Source organism: Paenibacillus sp. JQZ6Y-1 (assembly GCF_040719145.1).
Taxonomy (GTDB): Bacteria; Bacillota; Bacilli; order Paenibacillales; family Paenibacillaceae; genus Saccharibacillus; species Saccharibacillus kandeliae.
The window spans coordinates 26,987-49,744 of the sequence record NZ_JBFDUZ010000003.1; the positions used below are offsets into that span (position 1 = coordinate 26,987).

At 46.5% G+C, this 22,758-nt stretch carries 19 protein-coding genes and 2 tRNA genes; 3 read left to right on the top strand and 18 right to left on the bottom strand.

Annotated elements, in window-relative coordinates; genetic code table 11:
* Window positions 1-180 precede the first annotated feature (180 nt).
* From cobA to ABXR35_RS16450, 13 genes are all read right to left on the bottom strand, one after another.
* On the bottom strand, window positions 181-1,734 hold the full coding sequence (gene cobA / locus ABXR35_RS16390; RefSeq protein ID WP_367063497.1) for a uroporphyrinogen-III C-methyltransferase: 1,554 nt from the start codon (window positions 1,732-1,734) through the stop codon (window positions 181-183).
* Window positions 1,735-1,738: 4 nt separating this feature from the next.
* Window positions 1,739-2,686, bottom strand: a complete 948-nt coding sequence (hemC, locus tag ABXR35_RS16395) for a hydroxymethylbilane synthase (protein WP_367062881.1) — start codon at window positions 2,684-2,686, stop codon at window positions 1,739-1,741.
* Window positions 2,686-3,363: a precorrin-2 dehydrogenase/sirohydrochlorin ferrochelatase family protein gene (locus ABXR35_RS16400; RefSeq protein ID WP_367062883.1), complete on the bottom strand. Its 678-nt coding sequence runs from the start codon at window positions 3,361-3,363 to the stop codon at window positions 2,686-2,688. Before ABXR35_RS16400 ends, hemC begins: the two co-directional genes overlap by 1 nt.
* On the bottom strand, window positions 3,360-4,061 hold the full coding sequence (gene ccsA / locus ABXR35_RS16405; RefSeq protein ID WP_367062885.1) for a cytochrome c biogenesis protein CcsA: 702 nt from the start codon (window positions 4,059-4,061) through the stop codon (window positions 3,360-3,362). Before ccsA ends, ABXR35_RS16400 begins: the two co-directional genes overlap by 4 nt.
* A 140-nt stretch (window positions 4,062-4,201) precedes the next feature.
* On the bottom strand, window positions 4,202-5,590 hold the full coding sequence (hemA, locus tag ABXR35_RS16410) for a glutamyl-tRNA reductase (protein ID WP_367062887.1): 1,389 nt from the start codon (window positions 5,588-5,590) through the stop codon (window positions 4,202-4,204).
* A 376-nt stretch (window positions 5,591-5,966) separates the two neighbouring features.
* The gene (locus ABXR35_RS16415; protein WP_367062889.1) at window positions 5,967-6,548 is read right to left on the bottom strand and encodes a non-ribosomal peptide synthetase module; all 582 of its coding nucleotides are present in this window, start codon (window positions 6,546-6,548) and stop codon (window positions 5,967-5,969) included.
* 78 nt (window positions 6,549-6,626) lie between these two features.
* A complete protein-coding gene (gene yihA / locus ABXR35_RS16420) occupies window positions 6,627-7,370 on the bottom strand; it encodes a ribosome biogenesis GTP-binding protein YihA/YsxC (protein ID WP_367062891.1) in 744 nt (247 codons plus the stop codon).
* A gap of 480 nt (window positions 7,371-7,850) precedes the next feature.
* Window positions 7,851-10,193, bottom strand: a complete 2,343-nt coding sequence (gene lon / locus ABXR35_RS16425; RefSeq protein ID WP_367062893.1) for an endopeptidase La — start codon at window positions 10,191-10,193, stop codon at window positions 7,851-7,853.
* A gap of 692 nt (window positions 10,194-10,885) precedes the next feature.
* Entirely contained in the window at window positions 10,886-12,007 is a 1,122-nt protein-coding gene (ispG, locus tag ABXR35_RS16430; RefSeq protein ID WP_367062895.1) for a flavodoxin-dependent (E)-4-hydroxy-3-methylbut-2-enyl-diphosphate synthase, read from the bottom strand.
* A gap of 171 nt (window positions 12,008-12,178) precedes the next feature.
* Entirely contained in the window at window positions 12,179-13,435 is a 1,257-nt protein-coding gene (clpX, locus tag ABXR35_RS16435; protein WP_367062897.1) for an ATP-dependent protease ATP-binding subunit ClpX, read from the bottom strand.
* Window positions 13,436-13,449: 14 nt separating this feature from the next.
* A complete protein-coding gene (clpP, locus tag ABXR35_RS16440) occupies window positions 13,450-14,040 on the bottom strand; it encodes an ATP-dependent Clp endopeptidase proteolytic subunit ClpP (RefSeq protein WP_367062899.1) in 591 nt (196 codons plus the stop codon).
* Window positions 14,041-14,334: 294 nt separating this feature from the next.
* Window positions 14,335-15,648 carry a trigger factor gene (gene tig / locus ABXR35_RS16445; RefSeq protein WP_367062901.1) on the bottom strand — a complete coding sequence of 438 codons (1,314 nt, stop codon included), beginning with the start codon at window positions 15,646-15,648 and terminating at the stop codon, window positions 14,335-14,337.
* A 167-nt stretch (window positions 15,649-15,815) separates the two neighbouring features.
* Window positions 15,816-16,667 carry a hypothetical protein gene (locus ABXR35_RS16450; protein WP_367062903.1) on the bottom strand — a complete coding sequence of 284 codons (852 nt, stop codon included), beginning with the start codon at window positions 16,665-16,667 and terminating at the stop codon, window positions 15,816-15,818.
* 389 nt (window positions 16,668-17,056) lie between these two features.
* Between ABXR35_RS16450 and ABXR35_RS16455 the strand changes: the two genes are divergently transcribed.
* Window positions 17,057-17,130: transfer RNA gene (locus ABXR35_RS16455), tRNA-Arg, on the top strand.
* 67 nt (window positions 17,131-17,197) lie between these two features.
* Here the strand turns inward: ABXR35_RS16455 and ABXR35_RS16460 are convergent.
* Both ABXR35_RS16460 and ABXR35_RS16465 read right to left on the bottom strand, forming a co-directional pair.
* The gene (locus tag ABXR35_RS16460; protein ID WP_367062905.1) at window positions 17,198-18,304 is read right to left on the bottom strand and encodes a DNA-3-methyladenine glycosylase family protein; all 1,107 of its coding nucleotides are present in this window, start codon (window positions 18,302-18,304) and stop codon (window positions 17,198-17,200) included.
* A 97-nt stretch (window positions 18,305-18,401) separates the two neighbouring features.
* Window positions 18,402-19,697: a Gfo/Idh/MocA family protein gene (locus ABXR35_RS16465; RefSeq protein WP_367062907.1), complete on the bottom strand. Its 1,296-nt coding sequence runs from the start codon at window positions 19,695-19,697 to the stop codon at window positions 18,402-18,404.
* Window positions 19,698-19,950: 253 nt separating this feature from the next.
* Here ABXR35_RS16465 and ABXR35_RS16470 point away from each other — a divergent pair, with 253 nt between their 5' ends.
* On the top strand, window positions 19,951-20,847 hold the full coding sequence (locus tag ABXR35_RS16470) for a helix-turn-helix domain-containing protein (RefSeq protein WP_367062909.1): 897 nt from the start codon (window positions 19,951-19,953) through the stop codon (window positions 20,845-20,847).
* A 144-nt stretch (window positions 20,848-20,991) separates the two neighbouring features.
* Here the strand turns inward: ABXR35_RS16470 and ABXR35_RS16475 are convergent, their stop codons facing one another.
* A complete protein-coding gene (locus tag ABXR35_RS16475) occupies window positions 20,992-21,444 on the bottom strand; it encodes a hypothetical protein (RefSeq protein ID WP_367062911.1) in 453 nt (150 codons plus the stop codon).
* 59 nt (window positions 21,445-21,503) lie between these two features.
* Window positions 21,504-21,917 carry a phosphate-starvation-inducible protein PsiE gene (gene psiE, locus ABXR35_RS16480; RefSeq protein WP_367062913.1) on the bottom strand — a complete coding sequence of 138 codons (414 nt, stop codon included), beginning with the start codon at window positions 21,915-21,917 and terminating at the stop codon, window positions 21,504-21,506.
* 232 nt (window positions 21,918-22,149) lie between these two features.
* Here psiE and ABXR35_RS16485 point away from each other — a divergent pair, with 232 nt between their 5' ends.
* A complete protein-coding gene (locus ABXR35_RS16485) occupies window positions 22,150-22,404 on the top strand; it encodes a hypothetical protein (protein ID WP_367062915.1) in 255 nt (84 codons plus the stop codon).
* Between the two features lie 147 nt (window positions 22,405-22,551).
* Here ABXR35_RS16485 and ABXR35_RS16490 read toward each other — a convergent pair.
* Window positions 22,552-22,625 (bottom strand) — tRNA-Arg (locus ABXR35_RS16490).
* Window positions 22,626-22,758: the final 133 nt, after the last annotated feature.

Genomic DNA, 22,758 nt, shown 5'->3' on the forward strand with positions numbered 1-22,758 from the left:
TGAGCTGATCACATGCGTTATTTCTTTCCCTAAGCAAATGCTGGGCTGAAACAGATAAAGCCGACCTGCGGTTCCGATGGTCGGCATCTGATCATGTCGATCATAAAGCTATTTGTTACTATCAATTCTCGGTATACGGATACTGTTCTTCTGTACCACCGCACCAAGCTTTCCTTTCGGTTAGGAAGACGATGGCAATTGCGATCCGTTCCAGCGACACAATACATCCAGCAGCCCGTCAATCGTTGACGTCTCTGCCAGTAGATCTACCGTGAGTCCCGCTTGTTCTGCTGTTTTGGCAGTTTGCGGTCCAATGCAGGCAATCGTACTATGACGCAGTTCAGCTACCGGATCATCAATACCCATACGACGTAAAGCGGTCAACAGGTTCGTAACCGTTGAGGAACTGGTAAATGTAACAGCATGAATCGCCTGCTCTTCCAGCAGCTTTTTCAGTTCCAGATCTTCTTCGGCTGTCAGTACCGTTTCATACGTATCCACTTCCGTCACATCTAGCTTCATGCTGCGCAGCGTTTCAGGCAACCAAGCGCGTGCTAGATCGCCACGCGGCAATAATACCTGCTGTCCCGGCTGCAATTGTGCTGCGAGACTGTCTAGCATGCCTTCGGCATGAAACTTCTCCGGCAGCGACGTGACGTGAATACCGCGACTGCGCAGCGCCTCGCAAGTAGCCGGTCCAACGGCGACGATGGTAGCGCGGTGCAAGGAGCGAATATCCTGCTCCTGCTGCTCCAGATGACGGAAGAAGTATTCGACTCCGTTCACGCTTGTAAAAAACACCCAATCATATACATCCAATTGAGCGAATACATTGGCAATATGCGCCTGTGTCTCCGCTCCAGTTGGCATGATCGTTTCAATGACAGGATACTCATAGGGTTCGCCGCCCAGCTCGTCAATCCGGTCTACCAATTCGCTCGCCTGACTGCGAGCACGCGTCACGAGAATCCGTTTACCGAACAACGGCAATTGCTCTGCCCATTGTAGCTGCTCGCGCAAATTCACCACTTCACCAACAACGATAACGGCTGGCGGCTTAAACTTCGCTTCTGCCACTTTGGCGGCAATATCTTTTAAGGTACCGGTCAATGTCTCCTGCTCGGCGCGCGTCCCCCAGCGCACCAGTGCAACCGGCGTATCCTCTGGACGACCGTAGCGGATCAACTGCTCACTAATATAACCGATTTTGGCGACACCCATCATAAAGACAAGCGTTCCAGTGGCATTCGTCACTTTATCCCAGTGAATGCTGTGATCCAATTTATCAGGACTTTCATGACCGGTAATAATCGATACTGAGGATGCCCAATCGCGGTGTGTCACCGGAATACCGGCATACGCAGGTACAGCAATCGATGAGCTGATACCCGGCACAATCTCGTAAGCAACGCCATTGCGCCGCAGCAAGTCAGCTTCCTCAGCCACGCGTCCGAAAATAGTTGGGTCGCCACCCTTTAATCGCACGACCGTTTTGCCCTGCAATGCCAAATCGACGAGCAGTTGATTGATTTCCTCCTGCTTCATCGTATGGCGATCCGGTAGCTTGCCGACATAGATTTTCTCCGCTCCCGGCTTTGCCTGTTTGAGTAGACGCGGACTCGCTAATCGATCATAGACGATAGCATCGGCGAGTGCGATACATTCCCAACCGCGTAGTGTAATCAGTTTTAAAGCTCCCGGACCTGCACCTACCAAATACACCTTACCGGTCATCATGTCATCCCCTAACGTCCGCCAGAATTTGATCCGCTCCCTGACTTTTCAGCTTGTCCGCTACTTCAATACCAAGCTGTACAGGATCTGTGCCCTGTAATGTTTCTTTGAGCATGACGGTGCCATCTGGTGAACCGACCATACCTGTCAGCTGAATCGTATGATTCTGCTCGGTATGATCAGGATGCAAACGCACTGCATAAGCGCCGATAGGCACCTGACATCCGCCGTTCAATTCCGCAAGGAATGTACGCTCTGCCGTAACCGTGAGTGCTGTCAGATCATCATTGTACAGTGACAGTAGCCCAAGTAATTCGATATCATCAGCACGGCACTCCACGCCCAATGCCCCTTGTCCTACAGCGGGTAAACAAAGCTCTGCTGGCAAATAGGCACTGATACGATCAGTCCAGCCCATACGCTCCAGTCCAGCAGCGGCAAGCATAATCGCGTCAAAGCCTTCTGTTTCCAGCTTACGCAGACGCGAATCAATATTGCCACGGATCGATTCAATTTGCAGATCAGGACGATAAGCTTTGAGCTGGCTTGCTCGGCGCAGACTGCTTGTACCAAGCTTGGCGCCCGGCGGCAAATCTTCCAGTCCTCGACCGTCGCGAGTAATCAGACAATCGCGCGGATCGACTCGCTTCGGGATCGCTCCGTTCACAAGCCCTTCCGGCAACTCGGATGGCATATCCTTCATGCTGTGTACCGCCATATCGATCTCGCCGTTGATCAGCGCCTGCTCGATTTCCTTTACGAACAGTCCTTTACCACCGACCTTGGATAGCGTAACATCCAGAATCTGATCGCCTTTGGTTACGATCTTTTGCACTTCAAATTCCACTTCCATGCCTTGTTCGGCAGCAAGTGCTTGTAGCGCGTCGATAACATGCCCAGTCTGGGTCAATGCCAGCGCACTTTGTCTACTTCCAACGATAATTTTGCGCATTACATAACCTCTCCCCGATTTTGTCTGATCCACTGCTTCGTTTGCTCATCATCCCACCATACAAATTGCTTATGTCGGATTTGAGATAAAATATCTAGTGCTGCCGCCTGTTCTAGCAGAGCTTTACGTTCAGCGGCATTCTTCACTTCCGCTTTGATTCGGTGACGCAGATAATGCAGAAACGCAATATAGACCTCATATTCCTCACCAAAATGCGCTTCCAGCTCCTGTACCATCCGACGACTTACCGCCGGACCTGCGCCAGACGTCGAGATCGACGCAACCAATCCCCCGCGCCGGATTACCGCCGGGTTAATAAAGTTGCCCTCTTCCTGCCGATGCGCCACATTGACAGGAATGCCGCATCGCTTCGCTACTGCCGCCACCTCTTCATTGACGTGCGGCTGCGAGGACGCTGCGTGCACGAGCAAGTAACGTCCTGCCTCCACATCGCCATCCGCATACTCTCTGGCGTGCCAGATCAAGCGTTGCTCCTCTGCCAACTGTTGCAGAGAACAGGTCACTTGAGGGCTGATCAGCGTAACCATTGCACCTGCTTCTAGCAGATGCAATATTTTACGTTCGGCTACTATTCCACCACCAACGACCAGCACCTGCTGCCCGCGGCAATCAAGCAGTATCGGCAAATATGGTATAGGCTCCTGCCGCTCACTCATACGCCCACCCACTGGTGAAATGCTGACCATGCGTTAGCGGCAAAATTCAGAATAAACACGATATATCCAGCAATCGCCCAGCGAGCCAGTACAACCGCTGAATAATTGCGCATTTTACGAGTCGCAAAATACGTCACGTACACACACAACGCCAGCAGCGTCACGATCACCTTCAGATCCAATAGCAGAATATAACGCCCCTCCGCAAAAATGGACATCAGTGCTACGATCAGCGATACGATCAACAATGGCGTGCCGATCAGCATCGACGTATACGTGTACTTCTCCATGCTTTCCAAGCTGGGCAATCGGCGCACTGTATTATCCCATTTTTTCATTTTCAATTTCCGATGCAAAAATAAATACATTACTGCAAATACAGCCGAAACCGTGTAAAAGGCAAAGCTTAAATTCGCCAGCACGACATGTAAAATCAATAATCCATGCACCGTATCCCAACCGGTTGGCAATGCGCCTTCCCCTGGCGAATGCAGCCGATTCTGCACCATCGCACAGAACCCGATCACATTCAGCAACAATACGGCATAGTCCGTCTTCAATACCCTTTCAATAAAAAAGGAAATCAGAATCAGAATAAACGTTAGGAAAAAGAAAAAGTCATACGTCGAAAATAACGGCAATGTCTGTTCCTCAACGGTACGAATCGTAATGCTGACCATCTGAATGACAAACACCATAACAAGAAACCCTGTGCCTATCCGCTTCGCCCTCGGATTGCGACGTATGCAATCCGAGAAATAAAACAGAAGGCTCAGGGCGTATAGATAGATAATAATATCGTATAACAGGTTGAACAGTGTCAACACAAATCACCTGCCTATAGGGTAGCGGAAGCAAAATAAGCCAGACTTCCTTCCACCACAGGTGGATGGGAAGAAATTGCTGCTCGCTGTGTCGGTGCTTCTTTACGTTCATTCACCGGCTCAGCAGGCGCTTGTACTTCGTCTTCCAGCGCGAACAGGCGGGTAAACAATTCCAGTGTATCGGCACCATTCTTCTCGGCTGCCATTTCCTTCACCCGATTAATCGGATCATGGTTCATCTGATTCACGATACTTTTGGTCAGACGGCTGATCACCTTGCGCTGTCTTTCGTCCAGCTCAGGCAGCTTGTTGAACAAGCTTTCCAGCGTCTGTTCGTGAATACGAGCGCCGCGTTCTTGCAAAGCACGAATGACCGGCTTCACACCCAGTGTTTTCAGCCATTGCTGGAACACGTTGATCTCTTCGGAAATCATACGTTCGATCTTGATCGCTTCGGCACGACGCATCGCCATATTGCTCTCCACGATCCCTTCCAGATCATCAATATCATACAAAAATACATTACTCAACTCAGCGACTGCTGGATCAATATTACGTGGAACCGCAATATCAATCATGAACAGCGGACGCGATTTGCGCTGCTTCATACTGTGCTCCATCACTTGCGGAGTCAGTACATAACCTTGTGCACCTGTCGAGCTGATCAGAATATCCACTTCGTGCAGACGGTTCAGCCCTTCTTCAATCGTACAAGCCGTACCGTTAAATTTATGAGCTAGCTCCTGAGCACGACCGATGGTACGGTTGGCAACGATGACTTCTGCTGCACCGTTTGCATACAGATGCTTCACGGTCAGCTCACTCATTTTGCCTGCACCCAGAATCATGATCGTTTTGTTATGAAAAGCACCAAAAATCCGTTTGCCCAGCTCTACCGCCGCATAGCTAACCGAGACCGCGCTTTCGCCGATCATCGTTTCTGCATGCGCGCGTTTGCCAAGCGTTACAGCTTGCTTAAACAACATATTGAACCATGTGCCCGTCGCTTTATTTTCCTGAGCCAGCTGGAAGGAACGCTTCACCTGACCAAGAATCTGTGTTTCGCCGAGTACCATCGAATCCAATCCGCATGCTACTCGAAACAGATGCTCAATCGCCTGCTCATCTTCATATATATACAAATGTTGCGTAAATTCTTGACGGGAAATACCGAACCATTGCTCCATAAAGCTACGGATATAATGTCCGCACATATGCAGACGATCCAGTACAACATAGATTTCCGTACGGTTGCAAGTTGCTACGATGGTGCCTTCCAATACACTTTGAGTATCTTTCAGCTGCCGGAGAGCTTCCGGTAATATTTCGTCCGCAATGGCAAACCGTTCTCTTACTTCAACCGGTGCTGTGCGGTAGTTGAGTCCGACAACAACAATGTGCATTGCAAGTTCACCTGCCTAGTCTAAAAGTTGTAACCAATATCACTCGTTCTTAACAATACGTTAATTATATCACATCAAATTGACCAAATTCGGCGTTTTTATGAAATGTTTATGAAATCCCCATCCAGATGGACAAATCGTAATACAATTGTAAAATCTTACGCCGCTCTCTTGATGAATTAACCATCTGCTCCGTATTTATATCGGTATTTTATGGATAAACAGACAGAGTATACCGTACAAAAAAGCATTCAGATGGTCTGTTCAGACGTTACCGAATGCTTTTTTATCATTTTAACATATTCAATTTGCAGTGTGCATGTTTATGGCAAAGCTTCATGCGATATTCAGAGTCTGTCTGACCTATCACTTCCGCCTATGATTCTAGCTGCTGTAGTCGCTGACACTGGAATGCCAGCTGCTCATCTAGCCGCTCCAATGATTGATGCTCATGAATTCTACGATCCAGCAGTTGATCAATCAAGCCCGAAGTCAAAACAATATCCGTTTCGACGGTTTGTGCTTCATATAGTCTCTGCAATCGTCGCATATCGCTTGGATACGTATAAATCAGTCGTTCGCTGCCATCTTCATACTCAATAATCCGCTCCAATGTTCCTTGACGATACACATACGACAAGATTAGCTGTCCACGTGTCCGCACTACTAGACCTGTACCGTGAAAAGCAATAAAGAGTCGCCGAATCAGGTTTGCCAGCTGCACATTAATCAGTTCACATGACAATTCACATACATAATAGCCATGTTGCCACTGAAAAGGCAGCTGCACTTCCTCGCCCCAGCGCGTACCAAACCGGAATTCCTGATTGCCGTTATCCAACACACGTATGTGCAGATGAATATGCGGGTCACTGGCATAGGCAATAAACTGCGAAAGCTGCTCCATCGACAACTGTATACGCGCCTGTCGGTATTCGGTCACCAGCCGCTGGGCCATAGTCTTCCCCCGATTCCATAAAATGTACCACATGATCCATGGATGTATCGTATGCTAAAGCATCATTTACGCTATCGCTTATTCATTCTTCCCATCTGTATTATGCTGTTGGGCATGATTATCTTCCGATTGCTGCGATTCATCATCGGTATCGCTGATCGCAGAGTCTTCTTCTTGCTCTATCAGGTGAACACCGTCTTCATCGATTTCTTCTTCATCCCATTCGTCTTCCTCTGCTGCAAAGGCATGGCGCTCAATAATCGCCCACAATTCATCCTTGCCCAGCCCCGTTTCCGAAGAAAACATAACAAAGTCATCTTCCGGCACAAATGCCAATTCCTGCTTGACAATTTTCACATGTTTTGCCCATTTGCTGCGTGGAATTTTGTCAGCCTTAGTAGCAACGACGCAAATATTACAGTCGTAGTATTTTAGCCATTCGTACATCATAATATCATCTTTTGACGGTGCATGACGCAGGTCGATTACTAGCAGCACTAGCTTGAGCGGATCGCGCTCCAGCAAATAACGCTCGATCATTTTCCCCCAAGCTTCACGCTGGGATTTGGATACTTTGGCATATCCATAACCCGGGAAATCGACGAAATACAATGCTTCGTTGATTTTGTAATAATTCAAATGCTGGGTTTTACCGGGGGTGGCACTTGTACGCGCCAGATTTTTACGGTTAATCAATCGGTTTGTCATCGACGATTTACCGACGTTAGAACGTCCAGCAAGCGCGATTTCTGGCAAGCCGTCTTCCGGGTATTGCTCTGGCTTGACAGCACTAATAATAAATTCAGCCTGATTTACTTTCATTTCACATACATTCCCTTCTTATTTCAAACGGTCAGTGTAGAGTTCTGTATTCATAGAGCAACACTGAACGTAATCCTATGCTTGATTTATATAGGTCATATTATGATCCTACACCTCATGTGCGAATAACATACCGCTATACCTTTATCCGCCTATTGCGTGTACACTCTCGCATGTCTATCTTTCATTGATGTACCGATCTTATCTCCTCATGCTTCCACGTACAGCTAACTATAGGCGCATCACAGGAGGTTGTAACTATCCATTCATTCCAGCATTCCAGTCGCCTATTGTGCTTTATATGCGATGTGGTAGTCACAGGAAAGGTAGCTCACTACTTATGAACCTCACCTAGTATATCATCTTTTGCAGATACCATGTGGAATTATACAAAGGAAAAACAACACAGTCTATGTACCCAAAGCAAACAGCACCGCCTGCCGCAGAACGGAAGACGATGCTGTCGATTGTTTCAAAATGTTATTGGGATGTAGCAGACGGGTCTGCGATTAGTGCATGTTCTAATACTTGATCCATATGAGCAACCGGTACAAAGGTCAGCTCATTTTTGATACTTTCTGGAATATCCTTCAGATCGCGCTCATTATCATGCGGCAGCAAGATTTTCTTGTAACCGGCACGATGCGCAGCAAGCGTCTTCTCTTTCAGTCCACCGATTGGCAGTACACGTCCACGCAGCGTAATCTCACCGGTCATTGCCACTTCTTTGGATACATGACGTCCGGTCAGAGCTGAGATCAGCGCAGTAGCAATGGTGATACCCGCAGATGGTCCATCTTTGGGAATGGCGCCTTCAGGAATATGGATATGAATATCGTTTTTCTCGTAAAAATCTGCGTCGATGCCCAGCGCTGTCGCTTTGGAGCGAGTATAACTGAATGCCGCCTGCGCGGATTCCTTCATCACATCGCCCAATTTACCGGTCAGCATCAGCTTGCCGCTCCCTGGTACAACCGTCACTTCAATCGTCAGCGTTTCGCCCCCAACCTCAGTCCATGCAAGTCCAGTCACACTACCGATTTGGTTTTCCTTTTCTACCAGACCGTAGCGGAACTTCGGCGTACCAAGGTATTCCTTCACATCGTCAGGTGCAATCACAACCTTGGTCTGGTCATCAGCAACAACCGCACGAGCAGCCTTGCGACATAATGCAGCAATCTGCTGTTCCAGATTACGCACACCGGATTCGCGTGTATATTCACGGATGACGCGCAGCAAGGTATCTTCGCTAACATCAAGTTGTTCTTCTGTTAGACCATGATCCTCGGTTTGTTTTGGTAACAGATATTGTCTGCCGATTTGCAGCTTTTCCAGCTCGGTATAGCCGGGAATATAGAGCATTTCCATCCGGTCAAGCAATGGACGAGGAATGCTCTGCACACTGTTTGCCGTTGTCACAAACATCACATTCGACAGATCAAATGGCACTTCTACAAAATGATCGCTAAATGTATTATTCTGCTCTGGATCAAGCACTTCCAGCAGTGCAGCCGATGGATCACCACGGAAATCAGATGCCATTTTATCAATCTCATCTAGCAGGAATACCGGATTCATGCTACCGGCATTGCGCATACCCTGAATAATCCGTCCTGGCATAGCACCGACATACGTACGACGATGACCACGAATTTCCGCTTCATCGCGTACACCACCAAGGGAAATGCGTACAAATTCGCGTCCAAGTGATTTGGCAATGGAGCGTGCCAAGGATGTTTTACCAACACCCGGAGGTCCAACAAGACAAAGGATTGGACCTTTGAGCTTTTTGACAAGCTTCTGTACAGCCAGATATTCCAGTACGCGCTCCTTGGGCTTATCCAGACCATAATGATCTTCATTCAAAATCTGCTCCGCATGATGCAGATCAAGATCGTCAGAAGTTCGTTTATCCCACGGCAATGCTAATAGCCAGTCCAGATAATTGCGGATAATACCGCCTTCCGCAGAGTTGGCAGGCGTTTTCTCCAAACGATCAATTTCCTTCTCGATCTTCTCCTCAACCTTTTCTGGTACGGTTAGATCAGCGAGTTGTTGACGCAACTCTTCTGCTTCTCCGGCGCGTCCTTCTTTTTCGCCGAGTTCCTTTTGAATAGCTTTCATTTGCTCACGCAGATAATATTCACGTTGCGTTTTTTCCATTTGCTTTTTGACACGTTGGCTGATCTTGCGTTCCAGTTCCAGCACTTCGCGTTCATTATGCAATATATCCAATAAACGTTCTAGACGCGTACGTACTTCGACCGCTTCCAAAATGTGCTGCTTATCTTTGATCTTGATCACCAAATGGCTCGTGATCACATCTGCCAGACGACCCGGTTCTTCGATGTCGGATACTGCTGCCATCGTCTCAGGGGTCACCTTTTTAGACAGATTGATATAATGTTCGAATTCGGTTAACACGGTGCGCATAAGCGCAAATACTTCGGGATCATTGTTTTCCTTTTCCAGCAGCTCGCGCGCCAGCACCTCGTAGTATTCTTCATTGTCCATATATTCAAGTACTTCCGCACGTTCCAGACCTTCCACCAGCACGCGAATCGTTCCGTTCGGCAGTTTCAGCATCTGTCTCACTTTTGCAATTGTGCCTATTCTAAAAATCTCATCCTCGCTCGGCTCCTCAATGTTCACTTCGGATTGGGAGCACAGCAGGATGAGGTTATCATCGACCATCGCCTTTTCTAAAGCCTTGACGGATTTATCGCGCCCGACATCCAGATGAAGCACCATGCTTGGATAAACGAGCAGTCCTCTCAAAGGCAGTAAAGGAAAACGACGTGCCTTGTTTTTATTGGGTCCCATCGCTTTCGTACCTCCTGTATTATGCGTATCGTACTGCCTGTGTGGCTATATGCCTATATCATTCCTATTTTAACAAATATCACATCGAAACACCAATCGTGAGGAAAGCGGATGGGGTTTTTCTTCTTGGGTTACTGCGGTGAGGATTTAGGGTGGGCGCTACGGGAAGGGATTAGGGCACGTCCTCGGGTGGAGCCGCGGGAATCTTTGGAATGGGGAGTAATTGAAGATTCCCGCCCCTCCAAAGTCGTCCTTTGCCCTAATTCCCTTCCCTCCGCTCCGAGCTGGATCATACTTTGGGATTGGGTTTAGTAAGTAAGAAAAAAGCTCTTCCGAGGGGAAGAGTAGCAGTGGAAGAATCAGAATAAGGGGTTTATATTGTGAGATTTAGTTATATTGGGATGTGATTGTACCTGTTTATACCTATACCTATACTGATACTTACAACTACAACTTATTGTCGTGAAACGTTTAATTCATACAAAAAAAGATACTGATGGGTTTAGTCATCAGTATCTGGGAATTGTTGCATATTTCACATATAAAATTAAAGACAGGTGTGCGTAAATGGTACCTGAATGATGCATATGTGATTGTGGAAAATATTTTGGATTAAGAATTTTAATTTTGATTATATGTGCAGATGGTGATGGTTTTGAGTTGAACCATTACCATGTCCGATCCTGATTTCCTTAGGATTGGACTGCGGGTTGGTGACGTTCTTCGCGGCCTGGAATTTTACCTGTGGCTTCGAAGGCTTCGACGATGATATCGATTTCTTTTTTCAATTCCTGCACCATATCAGCTTCAGGTACTTTGCGGATCATTTTGCCGTAGCGGAACAGCAGACCTTCGCCACGTGCGCCGGCGATGCCGATGTCGGCTTCTTTGGCTTCACCTGGTCCGTTTACTGCACAACCAAGTACGGATACTTTGATCGGCACTTTCAGTTTAGAGATATATTCTTCGACTTCATTCGCAATGGAGAACAGATCGATATCAAGACGACCGCAGGTCGGGCAGGATACGAGTGTTGCCGCATTGGAGATCAGACCGAATGTTTTCAGCAGCTCACGAGCTACTTTTACTTCTTCGACAGGATCGGCGCTGAGTGAGATACGGACAGTTGAACCGATACCCATTGCCAGCAATGCACCAATACCAGCAGAACTTTTGATTGTACCAGCATTTAGTGTACCCGCTTCAGTAATACCCAGATGCAGCGGGTATTTGATCACTTCAGCAGCTTTGCTATATGCAGCAATAGCCATTGGTACATCCGATGCTTTGAGCGATACGATAATATCGTGAAAATCCAATTCTTCCAGAATACCGATGTGGAACAATGCGCTCTCCACCATCGCTTCCGGTGTTGGATAGCCGTATTTCTCCAGCAAATGGTTTTCGAGTGAACCGGCATTTACACCAATACGGATCGGAATGTTTTTCTCTTTGCAGGCGCGCACAACCGCTTCAACTTTTTCGCGACGACCGATATTGCCCGGATTGATACGGACTTTATCGATACCGTTCTCGATTGCCAGCAATGCCAGCTTGTGGTTGAAGTGAATGTCGGCTACAAGTGGAATATTGATGCGTTTCTTGATTTCTTTGATCGCAGCAGCAGCTTCTTCGTTGTTAACCGTTACGCGAACGAGCTGACAGCCTGCTTCTTCCAGACGCAAAATCTCGGCTACTGTTGCTTCCACATCTGCCGTTTTCGTCGTACACATACTTTGGATCAGAACTTCATTGTTGCCGCCAATCGTCAGGTTGCCAACTTTGACAGGTCTCGTGTTTTCTCTCAAAAACATGGTTTCTTCTCCCTTGCATTTGGGCTTAACCGCAAACCAGCCTTTATCCTGCAAAGGAAAAAGGCCGGCGCGATTTCAATTTATCTATACGTGTAGAAGATTCGCATCGAGCAGCCACACCCCGAAAATGATCGCTATTTAACGAGTATAGAGCGGGATGTCAGGGGCTACTCAGGCACTTTCTTCTTGTTTTTTATCTTTGCCGGTTTGGAGTTCAGGTACAACCTTGCTCTCCACAACCTGCTCGGTGATTACGCAACGAGTTACATCGTCACGCGATGGCACTTCGTACATCACGTCTAGCATAATGCCTTCGATGATCGCACGCAGACCACGAGCACCTGTATTACGCTTGATCGCTTCGCGGGCAATAGCCTGCAATGCGCCTGGCTCGAATACGAGTTCTACATTGTCCATTTCCAGCATTTTGGAATACTGTTTGGTCAGTGCATTTTTCGGTTCGGACAGGATACGTACCAGTGTCTCTTCATCCAGTGGTTCCAGTGCAGAAATAACCGGAAGACGACCAACGAACTCTGGAATCAGACCAAATTTGAGCAAGTCTTCTGGAAGAACCATGCTCAGGTATTCTCCGGCTTTCAGATCTTTTTGACCTTGATTGTCGGAGCTGAAACCAATTACTTTTTTACCGATCCGGCGCTTGATGTATTGTTCCAGACCATCAAATGCACCACCCACGATAAACAGGATGTTGGTTGTATCAATTTGAATAAATTCTTGATGAGGGTGTTTACGTCCGCCTTGCGGTGGAACGGAAGCAACCGTACCTTCCAGAATTTTCAGCAATGCTTGCTGTACGCCTTCACCAGATACGTCACGAGTGATAGACGGGTTTTCGGATTTGCGTGCCACTTTATCGATTTCATCGATATAGATGATGCCGCGTTCCGCTTTTTCTACATCATAATCTGCCGCTTGAATCAGCTTCAGTAGAATGTTTTCCACGTCTTCACCGACATAACCGGCTTCCGTTAAGGAAGTCGCATCAGCAATCGCAAACGGCACATTCAAGATGCGCGCCATTGTTTGCGCCAACAGCGTTTTACCAGAGCCGGTCGGACCAACGAGCATGATGTTACTTTTTTGCAGCTCGACGTCTTCGATTTTGCTCTGTGTATTCACGCGTTTGTAGTGGTTATATACAGCAACGGACAGGGATTTTTTTGCTTGCTCCTGACCGATGACATATTGATCCAGAATCGAACGGATCTCTTGTGGTTTTGGAATGTCTTTCAGGTCCAGTTCTTCTTCATGACCCAGTTCTTCCTCCACGATCTCCGTGCATAGTTCGATACATTCATCGCAGATATATACGCCTGGACCCGCTACCAGTTTGCGGACCTGATCCTGCGATTTACCGCAAAAAGAACATTTGAGCTGTCCTTTTTCATCGTTGAATTTAAACATGTCTACACCCCTTTTTAGCTTGTGACAGGACGGGTAATAACCTTGTCGATCAGCCCGTATGATTTGGCTTCCTCAGCATCCAGGAAGTAGTCACGATCCGTATCACGTTCAATTTTGTCCAGTGTCTGACCGGTGCGTTCCACATAAATCTGATTCAGTTTCTCGCGTGTTTTGATGATCCATTCTGCATGAATCTTCATATCAGACGCTTGTCCACTGATGCCGCCAAGTGGCTGGTGAATCATCACTTCGCTGTTAGGCAGCGCGAAACGTTTGCCTGGTGCGCCAGCCGTCAGCAGCAGGGAGCCCATGCTTGCAGCCATTCCCATACAGATGGTGGACACATCCGGTTTAACGAATTGCATTGTATCGTATATACCCATACCCGCTGTTACAGAACCACCGGGAGAATTGATGTACAGATGGATATCTTTCTCCGGGTCTTCAGCAGCAAGGAATAATAATTGTGCGATAACAAGATTGGCTACATGATCATCGATCGCCGTATTCAAAAATATAATACGGTCCTTGAGCAATCTTGAGTAAATATCGTAAGATCGTTCACCTCTACTGGTTTGTTCAACAACCATAGGTACCAGACTCATAGAACCAACCTCTTTCTTATCCAGGAATATGACGACGGGAATTACACGCATCGAAATACGGATGCAATTTCTATTTTAACATGTAGACTGCGCCATGTCATTTTTTCAAAGGTAAAGATTTGGAAAATATGTTGCAGTTCATAAATTCGCAACAGCAACTATTAACCAATTTACCTTTGCCAAAACCTTCGCGCTAAAATAAGCCCCTAAATAGGGAAAAATAAGGCACGCAGATTATACGTGCCTTATTCGTAGAGGTTGCACATTCATGCAACCGGATGATATGAAATTGAATTACTCAGCTTTTTCAGCTACTGCTTCTACTTCTTTGCTGCTGTCAACCAGAATTTCGATTGTTTTGCGCAGTTTGATTTCCTCAGACAGACTTGCCAGAGAACCATTCGCTGCCAGAATGCTGCGAACTTCCTCAGCGCTGCGTTGGAATTGAGAAGCCATTTTTTCCAGCTCTGCATCCACTTCTTCGTCGGAAACTTCAATGTTCTCGTCTTTTGCGATTTGCTCCAGTACGAGGTTGTTGCGTACACGTTTTGCAGCTTCTTCTTTCATTTGCTCTTTCAGGTCATCTGTTGTTTGACCAGAGAAACTTGTGTACATTTCCAGGTTCATACCTTGTTGACGAAGACGGTTGTCGAAGTCGCGAACCATGTTGTCAGTTTCGGAACTTACCATTGCATCTGGAATTTCGATTTCAGCGTTTTCAGCAGCTTTTTCAACAACAGCTGCTTCTTTTGCTGCTTTTACTTCGTTTTCTTTGCGGGAAGCGATTTGTTGTTTCAGATCTGCTTTGAATTCGTCCAGTGTGTCGAATTCGCTAACATCTTTGGCAAACTCATCGTCCAGCTCAGGCAGGTTTTTGCGTTTGATTTCATGCAGTTTTACTTTGAACACAGCTTCTTTACCAGCCAGTTCTGTTGCATGGTAGCTCTCAGGGAACGTTACAGTTACGTCTTTGAAGTCGCCAGTAGCCATACCAACTACTTGATCTTCAAAGCCTGGGATAAAGGAGTTAGAACCCAGTTCTAGGGAGTAACGCTCAGCTTGGCCGCCTTCAAATGCTTCGCCATCTACAAAACCTTCGAAATCGATGGATACAGTGTCGCCATTTTCAGCAGCACCTTCTTCGATTACGGACAGTTCAGCATGACGTTGTTGCAGACGCTCCAACTCGCTAGCGATATCTTCTTCGGAAACTTCAACTGCGGAAACAGGAACTTCCAGACCTTTGTAGTCGCCCAGTTTCACTTCAGGTTTTACCGTTACTTTTGCTTTGAATTTGAACGTTTTATCTTTTTCAAATTGCTCGATTTCGATTTCAGGACGATCGACAGGGAAGATGTCAGTTTCGTCGATTGCTTCGGAGTATGCTTCCGGCAGCAGGATATCGATTGCGTCGTTGTACAGGCTTTCGATGCCAAAACGAGCTTCGAAGATCGAACGAGGTACTTTACCTTTACGGAAGCCCGGTACGTTCACGGATTTTACTACTTTGTTAAATGCTTTATCAATCGCTGCACTTACACGCTCTACAGCGACTTCTACTTCAAGAACACCAAGGTTCTTTTCTGTTTTTTCCCATTTTGCTGTCATTTCAAGAATTCCCCTCCAACAAATATTTAACATGAATGATTTCGTTATTAGTTATATCATTTTCACGTGCAGAATAACCACTATAGTATATACAACAATTCATGTTTTATCAAGTTCGTTTCTATATCCCTCTAAGGGACGGTTCCATACCTGCGGCACTAGCGTATTCAGCGGGGCATTTGCCCAGATACGAACTGCTGTAGCGCGCGGTAAGCCTGCTCATATCGGAAACGGATGCTATCCGTCACGCCATACAATGTGCGCGTCTCTTCCTCATCACTAGAGCCTTCCAGCGTTTCGGCAACGGTCTGATGCAGAGCTGCTGCCCATACATCAATCTCAGCATCATCTCCGCGCGAGATATACAGGTAATCCTGTGTGCCAAAGATGCTCATGATGAACTGCGACCATAGTTCCTGAGCAAAGTAGAACAGATTCGGCGCGCTAATCTCCGCCTTGTCTGATACACGTTCCAAAATCTGAATAAACGACAGCGGAAACTCGGTCGGATCAAGCGGTACCGTTTCTACTTCCACATCGACGCGTTCATTGCGGTGCATATAATGTACAATGCCTCGATGTCCACGGCGACGCAGCGTTTGCAGTACACGGAATTGGATGAGTGGATGCAAATGTGTATCCTGCTGCAACCAGTTTACCATCCGTTCATCGATCTCTGGCTGCTCCAAATAGGATAATTGCTCTAATGCCAGCAGCGTACGCTCGGATATAGGGCGCTCCATAGCAGTTTTGAGCAGCTTCTCCTCATATTGACGATCTTCTGCTTGTTTGAGTCGAACCTTGTCTCGCATCAATTGTTCATTAGCGACCGATTCTTCTGTATCCGAATCGGCTTGTGGCACTGGTTCCTGATAATGATCTGCCGCTTCGGGGAACGTCGTACGGAGCCAGCCAAGCAATGACTCCCATTCCTCCAATTGACGTTCTTCCTGCCCCTGACATTGCAACAGGAATTGAAGTAGCTCCATCGCTTCCCGATAACGTTCCGTTTCCAACATCTTCGTTAACTCGACTTGATAATAATCAAGCGTCTTTGGAAAAAGCACGACATTGCGATTGTGTTCTGTATGTGAATGCTTTGAATCAGCGATAACGACACCTCCTGCACTTCTTGCTTCTTTATGCACAACCTCATGATTATAGCATAGCTTAACACAGCTGACAGCCGTGTTAAAATGCTGCGTGCCTATCGATTGTCACGACTAACTCCTTATCCACTATTAACACGCTGTCGTACAACGAAACGGCTGCATCAATCATTGATTTTTCGCATACAAGAGCGGATGACAAGATCACGCATCGCTGTATTTGGATAAAATTAGCTTGCTTTCTTCCGTGCAACATGTTAATATATTTTTGTTGCGCTTGAAACGTTAATTTTATATTTGTCCCAGTAGCTCAGCAGGATAGAGCAACGGCCTTCTAAGCCGTCGGTCAGGGGTTCGAATCCCTTCTGGGACGTCACAGAGAAAAGCATCTCCGTTTATATGGAGATGCTTTTTTTTATTAATTTCATTCCTTACACACGTCAATATAATACACGCCACAGATAAAAGGTGGCATAAGATTCCCAATTGCTCCAGCCTGCGGATAGTTTCAATAATTCCTCACGTGTCGGCTTGGCAGCAGAGCCGGTCAAATGACGAATGACATTGTGTAGCCCTACGTCATCAATTGGAAATGCTGAAGGAATACGTAGACAACGCATCAATACATAGTTCGCTGTCCAAGGGCCGATCCCGCGGATACGAGTCAGCATTTTCTCCGCTTCTCGATACCCTCCAGCAGCTAGCAGCTTCTCTTTGCTTAGCTCGCCGCTGGCAACGAGTCGGGCAGCGTGCAGAATATATTCGCACTTTTTCACAGTCATGTGCATCAGTTCTAGATCGTCCATCTCCAGCACAGCAATGCGTTCGGCGGTTGGGAAGATACGATAGATTTCCCCTTCATATTCAACACTTTCGCCAAATGCTTCCGTCAATCGGCACTTTAATGTATGCGCATAACCAATATTGATCTGCTGACCGAGTATGCCCCAGCATAACGTTTCAAACAGATCGGGAATGCCCATATTGCGCAATCCATAGAATGATTCCACCGCATGACCGAGCAGTACATCGCTACTTGCCAGCTTATAAAAGGGAAGTAGATCGATGCCTAGATCAAACCAATCGCTCACGTACGCGGCAACAGCGGCGCGTTCTATTTCGCCGCTTGGCGCGGTATCGCCAAGGAATTGAACAATCATTTCACCCTGCTTCTCTTCATATATACGCAGCAATGGACGCGATTCGCCGACCGCCAGCGCTTTATACACATCATGGTCGCCAACGGTGAACAAACACTCATTAGGGGAGCTGCGCAAAAATTCAATATTCATACGGAAGTTAAATTCTGCTGGTACTGGCAAGATCAGATGATCGCCATGATCCTCCCATTGTCCATTCTCCTGGAATTGCTCAATTTCGGAAAGAGATAGACCGGCATAATATGGCGGAGCTTGATTGCCCGCTTGTTCTACTTGCTTCGGTTCGATGCCGGAGGGCGGCTGCATATTGGATTGTACTTGCTGCTCAGTGGATAGTAGGTGACGCTCTTGATCAGAAGATGATTGTTGATGATGTTGACCGGGCATGTTGGTATCCTCCTGTGTCCTGTCGGGTTGCTAAGATAGTAGATTATACATAGATAGTTGTTATATACCCGATTTTATGCCCAGTCGGACGACTGCATTATTTTTGATAAAAGTGAACCAGCGTATCCACTTTAACTGGAAGCCCAGTACGAATGGCTTGGTTGGCAGCGATACCTGTCAAAATCGAGCGAGCGCCATCGGTATGATTGGCTGCGCGGTGGAACGGGTCTTCCTTCGGTTCACCGAACAGATCATTGAGCAGTACGGGATCGCCGCCGCCGTGACCGCCTGCTTGCTCCTCCACATGTACCTCATACGGCTTGTCGAACATTGGGTATACGGTGATTCTTTTCCCTTCCAATGCGCCTTCGTCAGCTTTTTCACCGCCTGCGTTGACATATGATTTCTCCACAATCTCCATTTCGATTCGTCCTTTGGTGCCGTTAAAGGCAATGCGGTATCCTTCCCATGGCATATAGGCATTCAAGGAATAGGTAAGCATTGCTTTATTCCGATAACGTACGACTACACTCATCGTATCCTCAATACTGATTCCATCGCCAAATACGCTCTGATCGCGCTGGTATCCATCCTCATGCTCGGCATCCAGATACATCGCTTTTAGATTGGGATTCTGGTCAAGGTGCAGAGCAAACGGATCATCCTTAGCATGCTCACTGCCAGTTGCCCGATTATAAAAGGAAGTCTGTCCACGTTGCTCGGCATTTTCACGTCCATAAAACAGTAAATCACCGAAGGCAAATACGATTTCCGGTTGCGAGTCGATCCAGAAATTCACTAGATCAAAATGGTGCGTCGATTTGTGCACCAGCAGCCCACCACTGTTACGCTTATCTCGGTGCCAACGCCGGAAATAGTCGGCGCCATGCTGTGTGTTGAGCAGCCATTCAAAATGAATTGACGTTACCTGACCAATCACACCATCGCGGATTAACTCGCGTGCCTTGGTATGATGTGGTGCGTAACGATAATTGAATGTCACGCGCACCTGCTTGCCCGTACGCTGTACCGCATCAAGAATCTGCTGACATTTGTGCTCATCCACAGTCATTGGCTTTTCAGTAATCACATTGCAGCCCAGTTCCAAGGCATGAATTATATAATGATGATGCGTCCGGTCCACGCTTGTTACAATCACATCGTCTGGCTGCTTGTCCCGAATCATCTGCTCAAATTGGTCAGCGCTATATACATCAATGGCAGGATGATCATATGTCCGTTCTAGCAATTGATTCGCATATCGTGCCCGTGTAGCATTTATATCGCAAAATGCCACCAGTTCTGCGGTTTCTCTAAAATCGCGTGCAATCGCTCCATAAAAAAATTCGGCGCGTCCACCCGTCCCTACTAATACATATCGCTTTTTGCCCATCTTCATCTGCCTCCCACTATGTTGAACTTCATTCACACACAGCTTAACAAAACAGGCGCTACCAATCGCCGCAAATGATGCCTTTTTTACAAACCCCGCATATTTTGTCGTGTTATACTCCTTTTATGAGTAACGCTTACATATAACATCATGGTGTGTGACTGTACGAATATATCAATGATTTGAATCTGCGAAGGCGTATATAGAGACAGCTACATGCCAGACTATTATGTATGTTTGGAGGGTAACTATAATGACGATACACATTCCAGCTCTAGAGCAGCAAAGTAATCTTACCGATACACAGATGCCAGATGATCTGGTCGCAGAATATGCGGCACGACAGCATTACTTTGCGATGAGTGGAGAACATTTGCATCCTCATTATGAGCTGTATCTTTTGTTAGCAGGAGAACGGCAATATTTTATCCGCGATCAAGTATATGCTGTGCATGCGGGTGATATTGTGTTCATTGGCAAGCATGAGCTACATCGTACCTTGCCCGGTGAGTTGCCAGAGCATGAGCGGATTGTGCTGTATTTTAATGATCATTTTGCTGCTAAACGACTAGGTAATCATGCGGAATGGTTGTTATCGTTATTTCAGCAACATGATCCAGTGTATCGAGTTCATTCGCGTGATCCTGCCATTCCTCTCATCGTTCAGCAGCTGGTACGTGAATTAAAAGTCCAAGAACAAGGCTATATGCTAATGGTTGAGCAGCTGGTTATTCAATTGCTACTGCATTGTGCGAGGCAGCCGTCCGATCAAACAAAACGTATAGATATAGCTACACGATCCGCCGTGCAGCAGCAAATGTCGTCGGTAGCACGTCATATTCGCGAGCATTATGCCGAGCCACTTCCACTTCAGCAGCTGGCAGATCAATTCCATCTAAGCCCGGCTCATCTTAGTCGTATGTTTAAACGGACAACCGGATTTCCTATCACCGAATATATCAATACTATTCGAGTGCAGAAGGCGCGCGAACTACTCCAACATACCGATATGAAAATTATTGATGTCTCAGCCGCTGCAGGCTTTGGCAATGTGTCGCATTTTGGCAAAGTATTTAAGCAGCTGTGCCATATGAATCCAAGGCAATATCGACAAACAGCATATAAAAAACAGGCGTTACCGCAGCAATAACGCGGTAGCGCCTGTTTTGTTACTCTGATTCACTTCTATACATTCACTTCTATTACGTCCTACTATTCTAGGGTTCATTATCACTTTCCATTGATCAATGACAGATCATTGCTTTGGTACAGTATTGGATTGGTATACAGCAATTTACATGGAATCGTGCGCAAGCGCGCGCAGCATTAGCGATACGGTCTGGTCGGGTTGTTGCACAGTCACCCAGTTTACAGCAAGTGTATGACGAACGCGTTCCAGTTGCTGTGCATCCAGCTGTAAACCATCTACTCGCCCTTCGCCTTCCACATAATCTGCACCTGCTTCCATATCCAATGCAAACAACAGCCAATTGCGTACACCGAGTACGGTATTGAAGGTCATTTGATACCCTTCTTGGATAGCGGCTTTTAACTGCTCGCCGTGCTCTGACGCATAATCTGCCCAAGCAATCATATCTAGCTCGGCGGCAGCAGCATAGCCTTGCAGCAATTGTGGATTGCGTTGTTCCAACGCTTGTACTAACTGCTCATCCTGCACGCCTTCACGGCGTAAACGTTCGATACGGATAGCACTGTTTTGCGAAATTTTCACGAATGTTTCTGGCATAATGTCCTCCATGGGAATGATAAGAATAGGATGGTACAACGGATCAGATATACGACGAATCAATGATCATGACGAATCGGGCGTGAATTGGATAAAAATAATGCGCCTAGCAGCACTAGAATGGCAATCGACCACAGCATCGTATTCATTGCATTATCGTAATCCACAATAATCAGACGAATGATGGCAGTGATCCCAATATAGATGAAATAACGCAGCGGGAAATGAAAACCGCTTTTAAAGTATTTAATAATGAGCGCAATAAACTCAAAGTAGAGAAAGAAGACCAACAGTGTAGCCGTAAATTCATACGAGGTTGATGCTTGGTTGTCGAGAAAGATAAAGCTGAAAATATGCCAAGCTTCTTTGAATAAGAAAAAACACAAGGTAAACGCAACCAGTCCCAGCGTTACATTCAGTACAGCCTGCAAAATAGCGGGAATTTTGTACACATAACGCATCCATCGTTCCATTTATAATGCCTCCCGTTTTTACAGATATGGTGTTTGAATGATTGAAAAGATAACAGTGAATAAAGTATACATTTTACTGAAACCTGCTGCAATGCCATCATTTTGTTACAGGAAGCTCGTTTTTATTAGGATCATCTGCTGACTGCTACTAATTGAGCCCAAAACCTGCGTGTATAGGCTTTGCCTATCGCCTATACATCATACATCATACATCAATAGGAGTGATTTACCGATGGCGCAACGCGAAGTGCATATTTCCGTAATTAACGTAACCGACAGTGAGCTTGTACTGGAAAACAAAACGGTGCTGGCTCATGGAGAATGGGTCGTTTCACCGACCCATGTTCCTAACAATGCTAAGCCTGCAAATTTTGAGGCGGATTCAGACGGATTCTCGGCACAGAGCAGTTCACCTGCATACAATATTCAGGTGATCGGCGGCAGCGGTAACATGTGTAATGTTACTTATCTGGTCAGCAACACTTAAAAACATACATGTTTATATGGAAAAGAATCTCTATTCAACACATAAAAGCATCTCCGCTTAGTGGAGATGCTTTTTCTTTATTCTTTGTCTGTTCATCCTTTGTCTCGTAAGAAAAGATGCCTTTTCTTATGGTATGTACTGATGTAACGTCCCAGAAGGGATTCGAACCCCTGACCGACGGCTTAGAAGGCCGTTGCTCTATCCTGCTGAGCTACTGGGACACAATAAAGTTCATTGAAAACGACAAAAAATAGTATAAACGATTTGTCGTATTTTTCAAACTATTATCTGCTTTCTATGCGACATCTATCATTCTTTGGTCCTATTATCGGCATTTAGTACCACTTCCTTTTC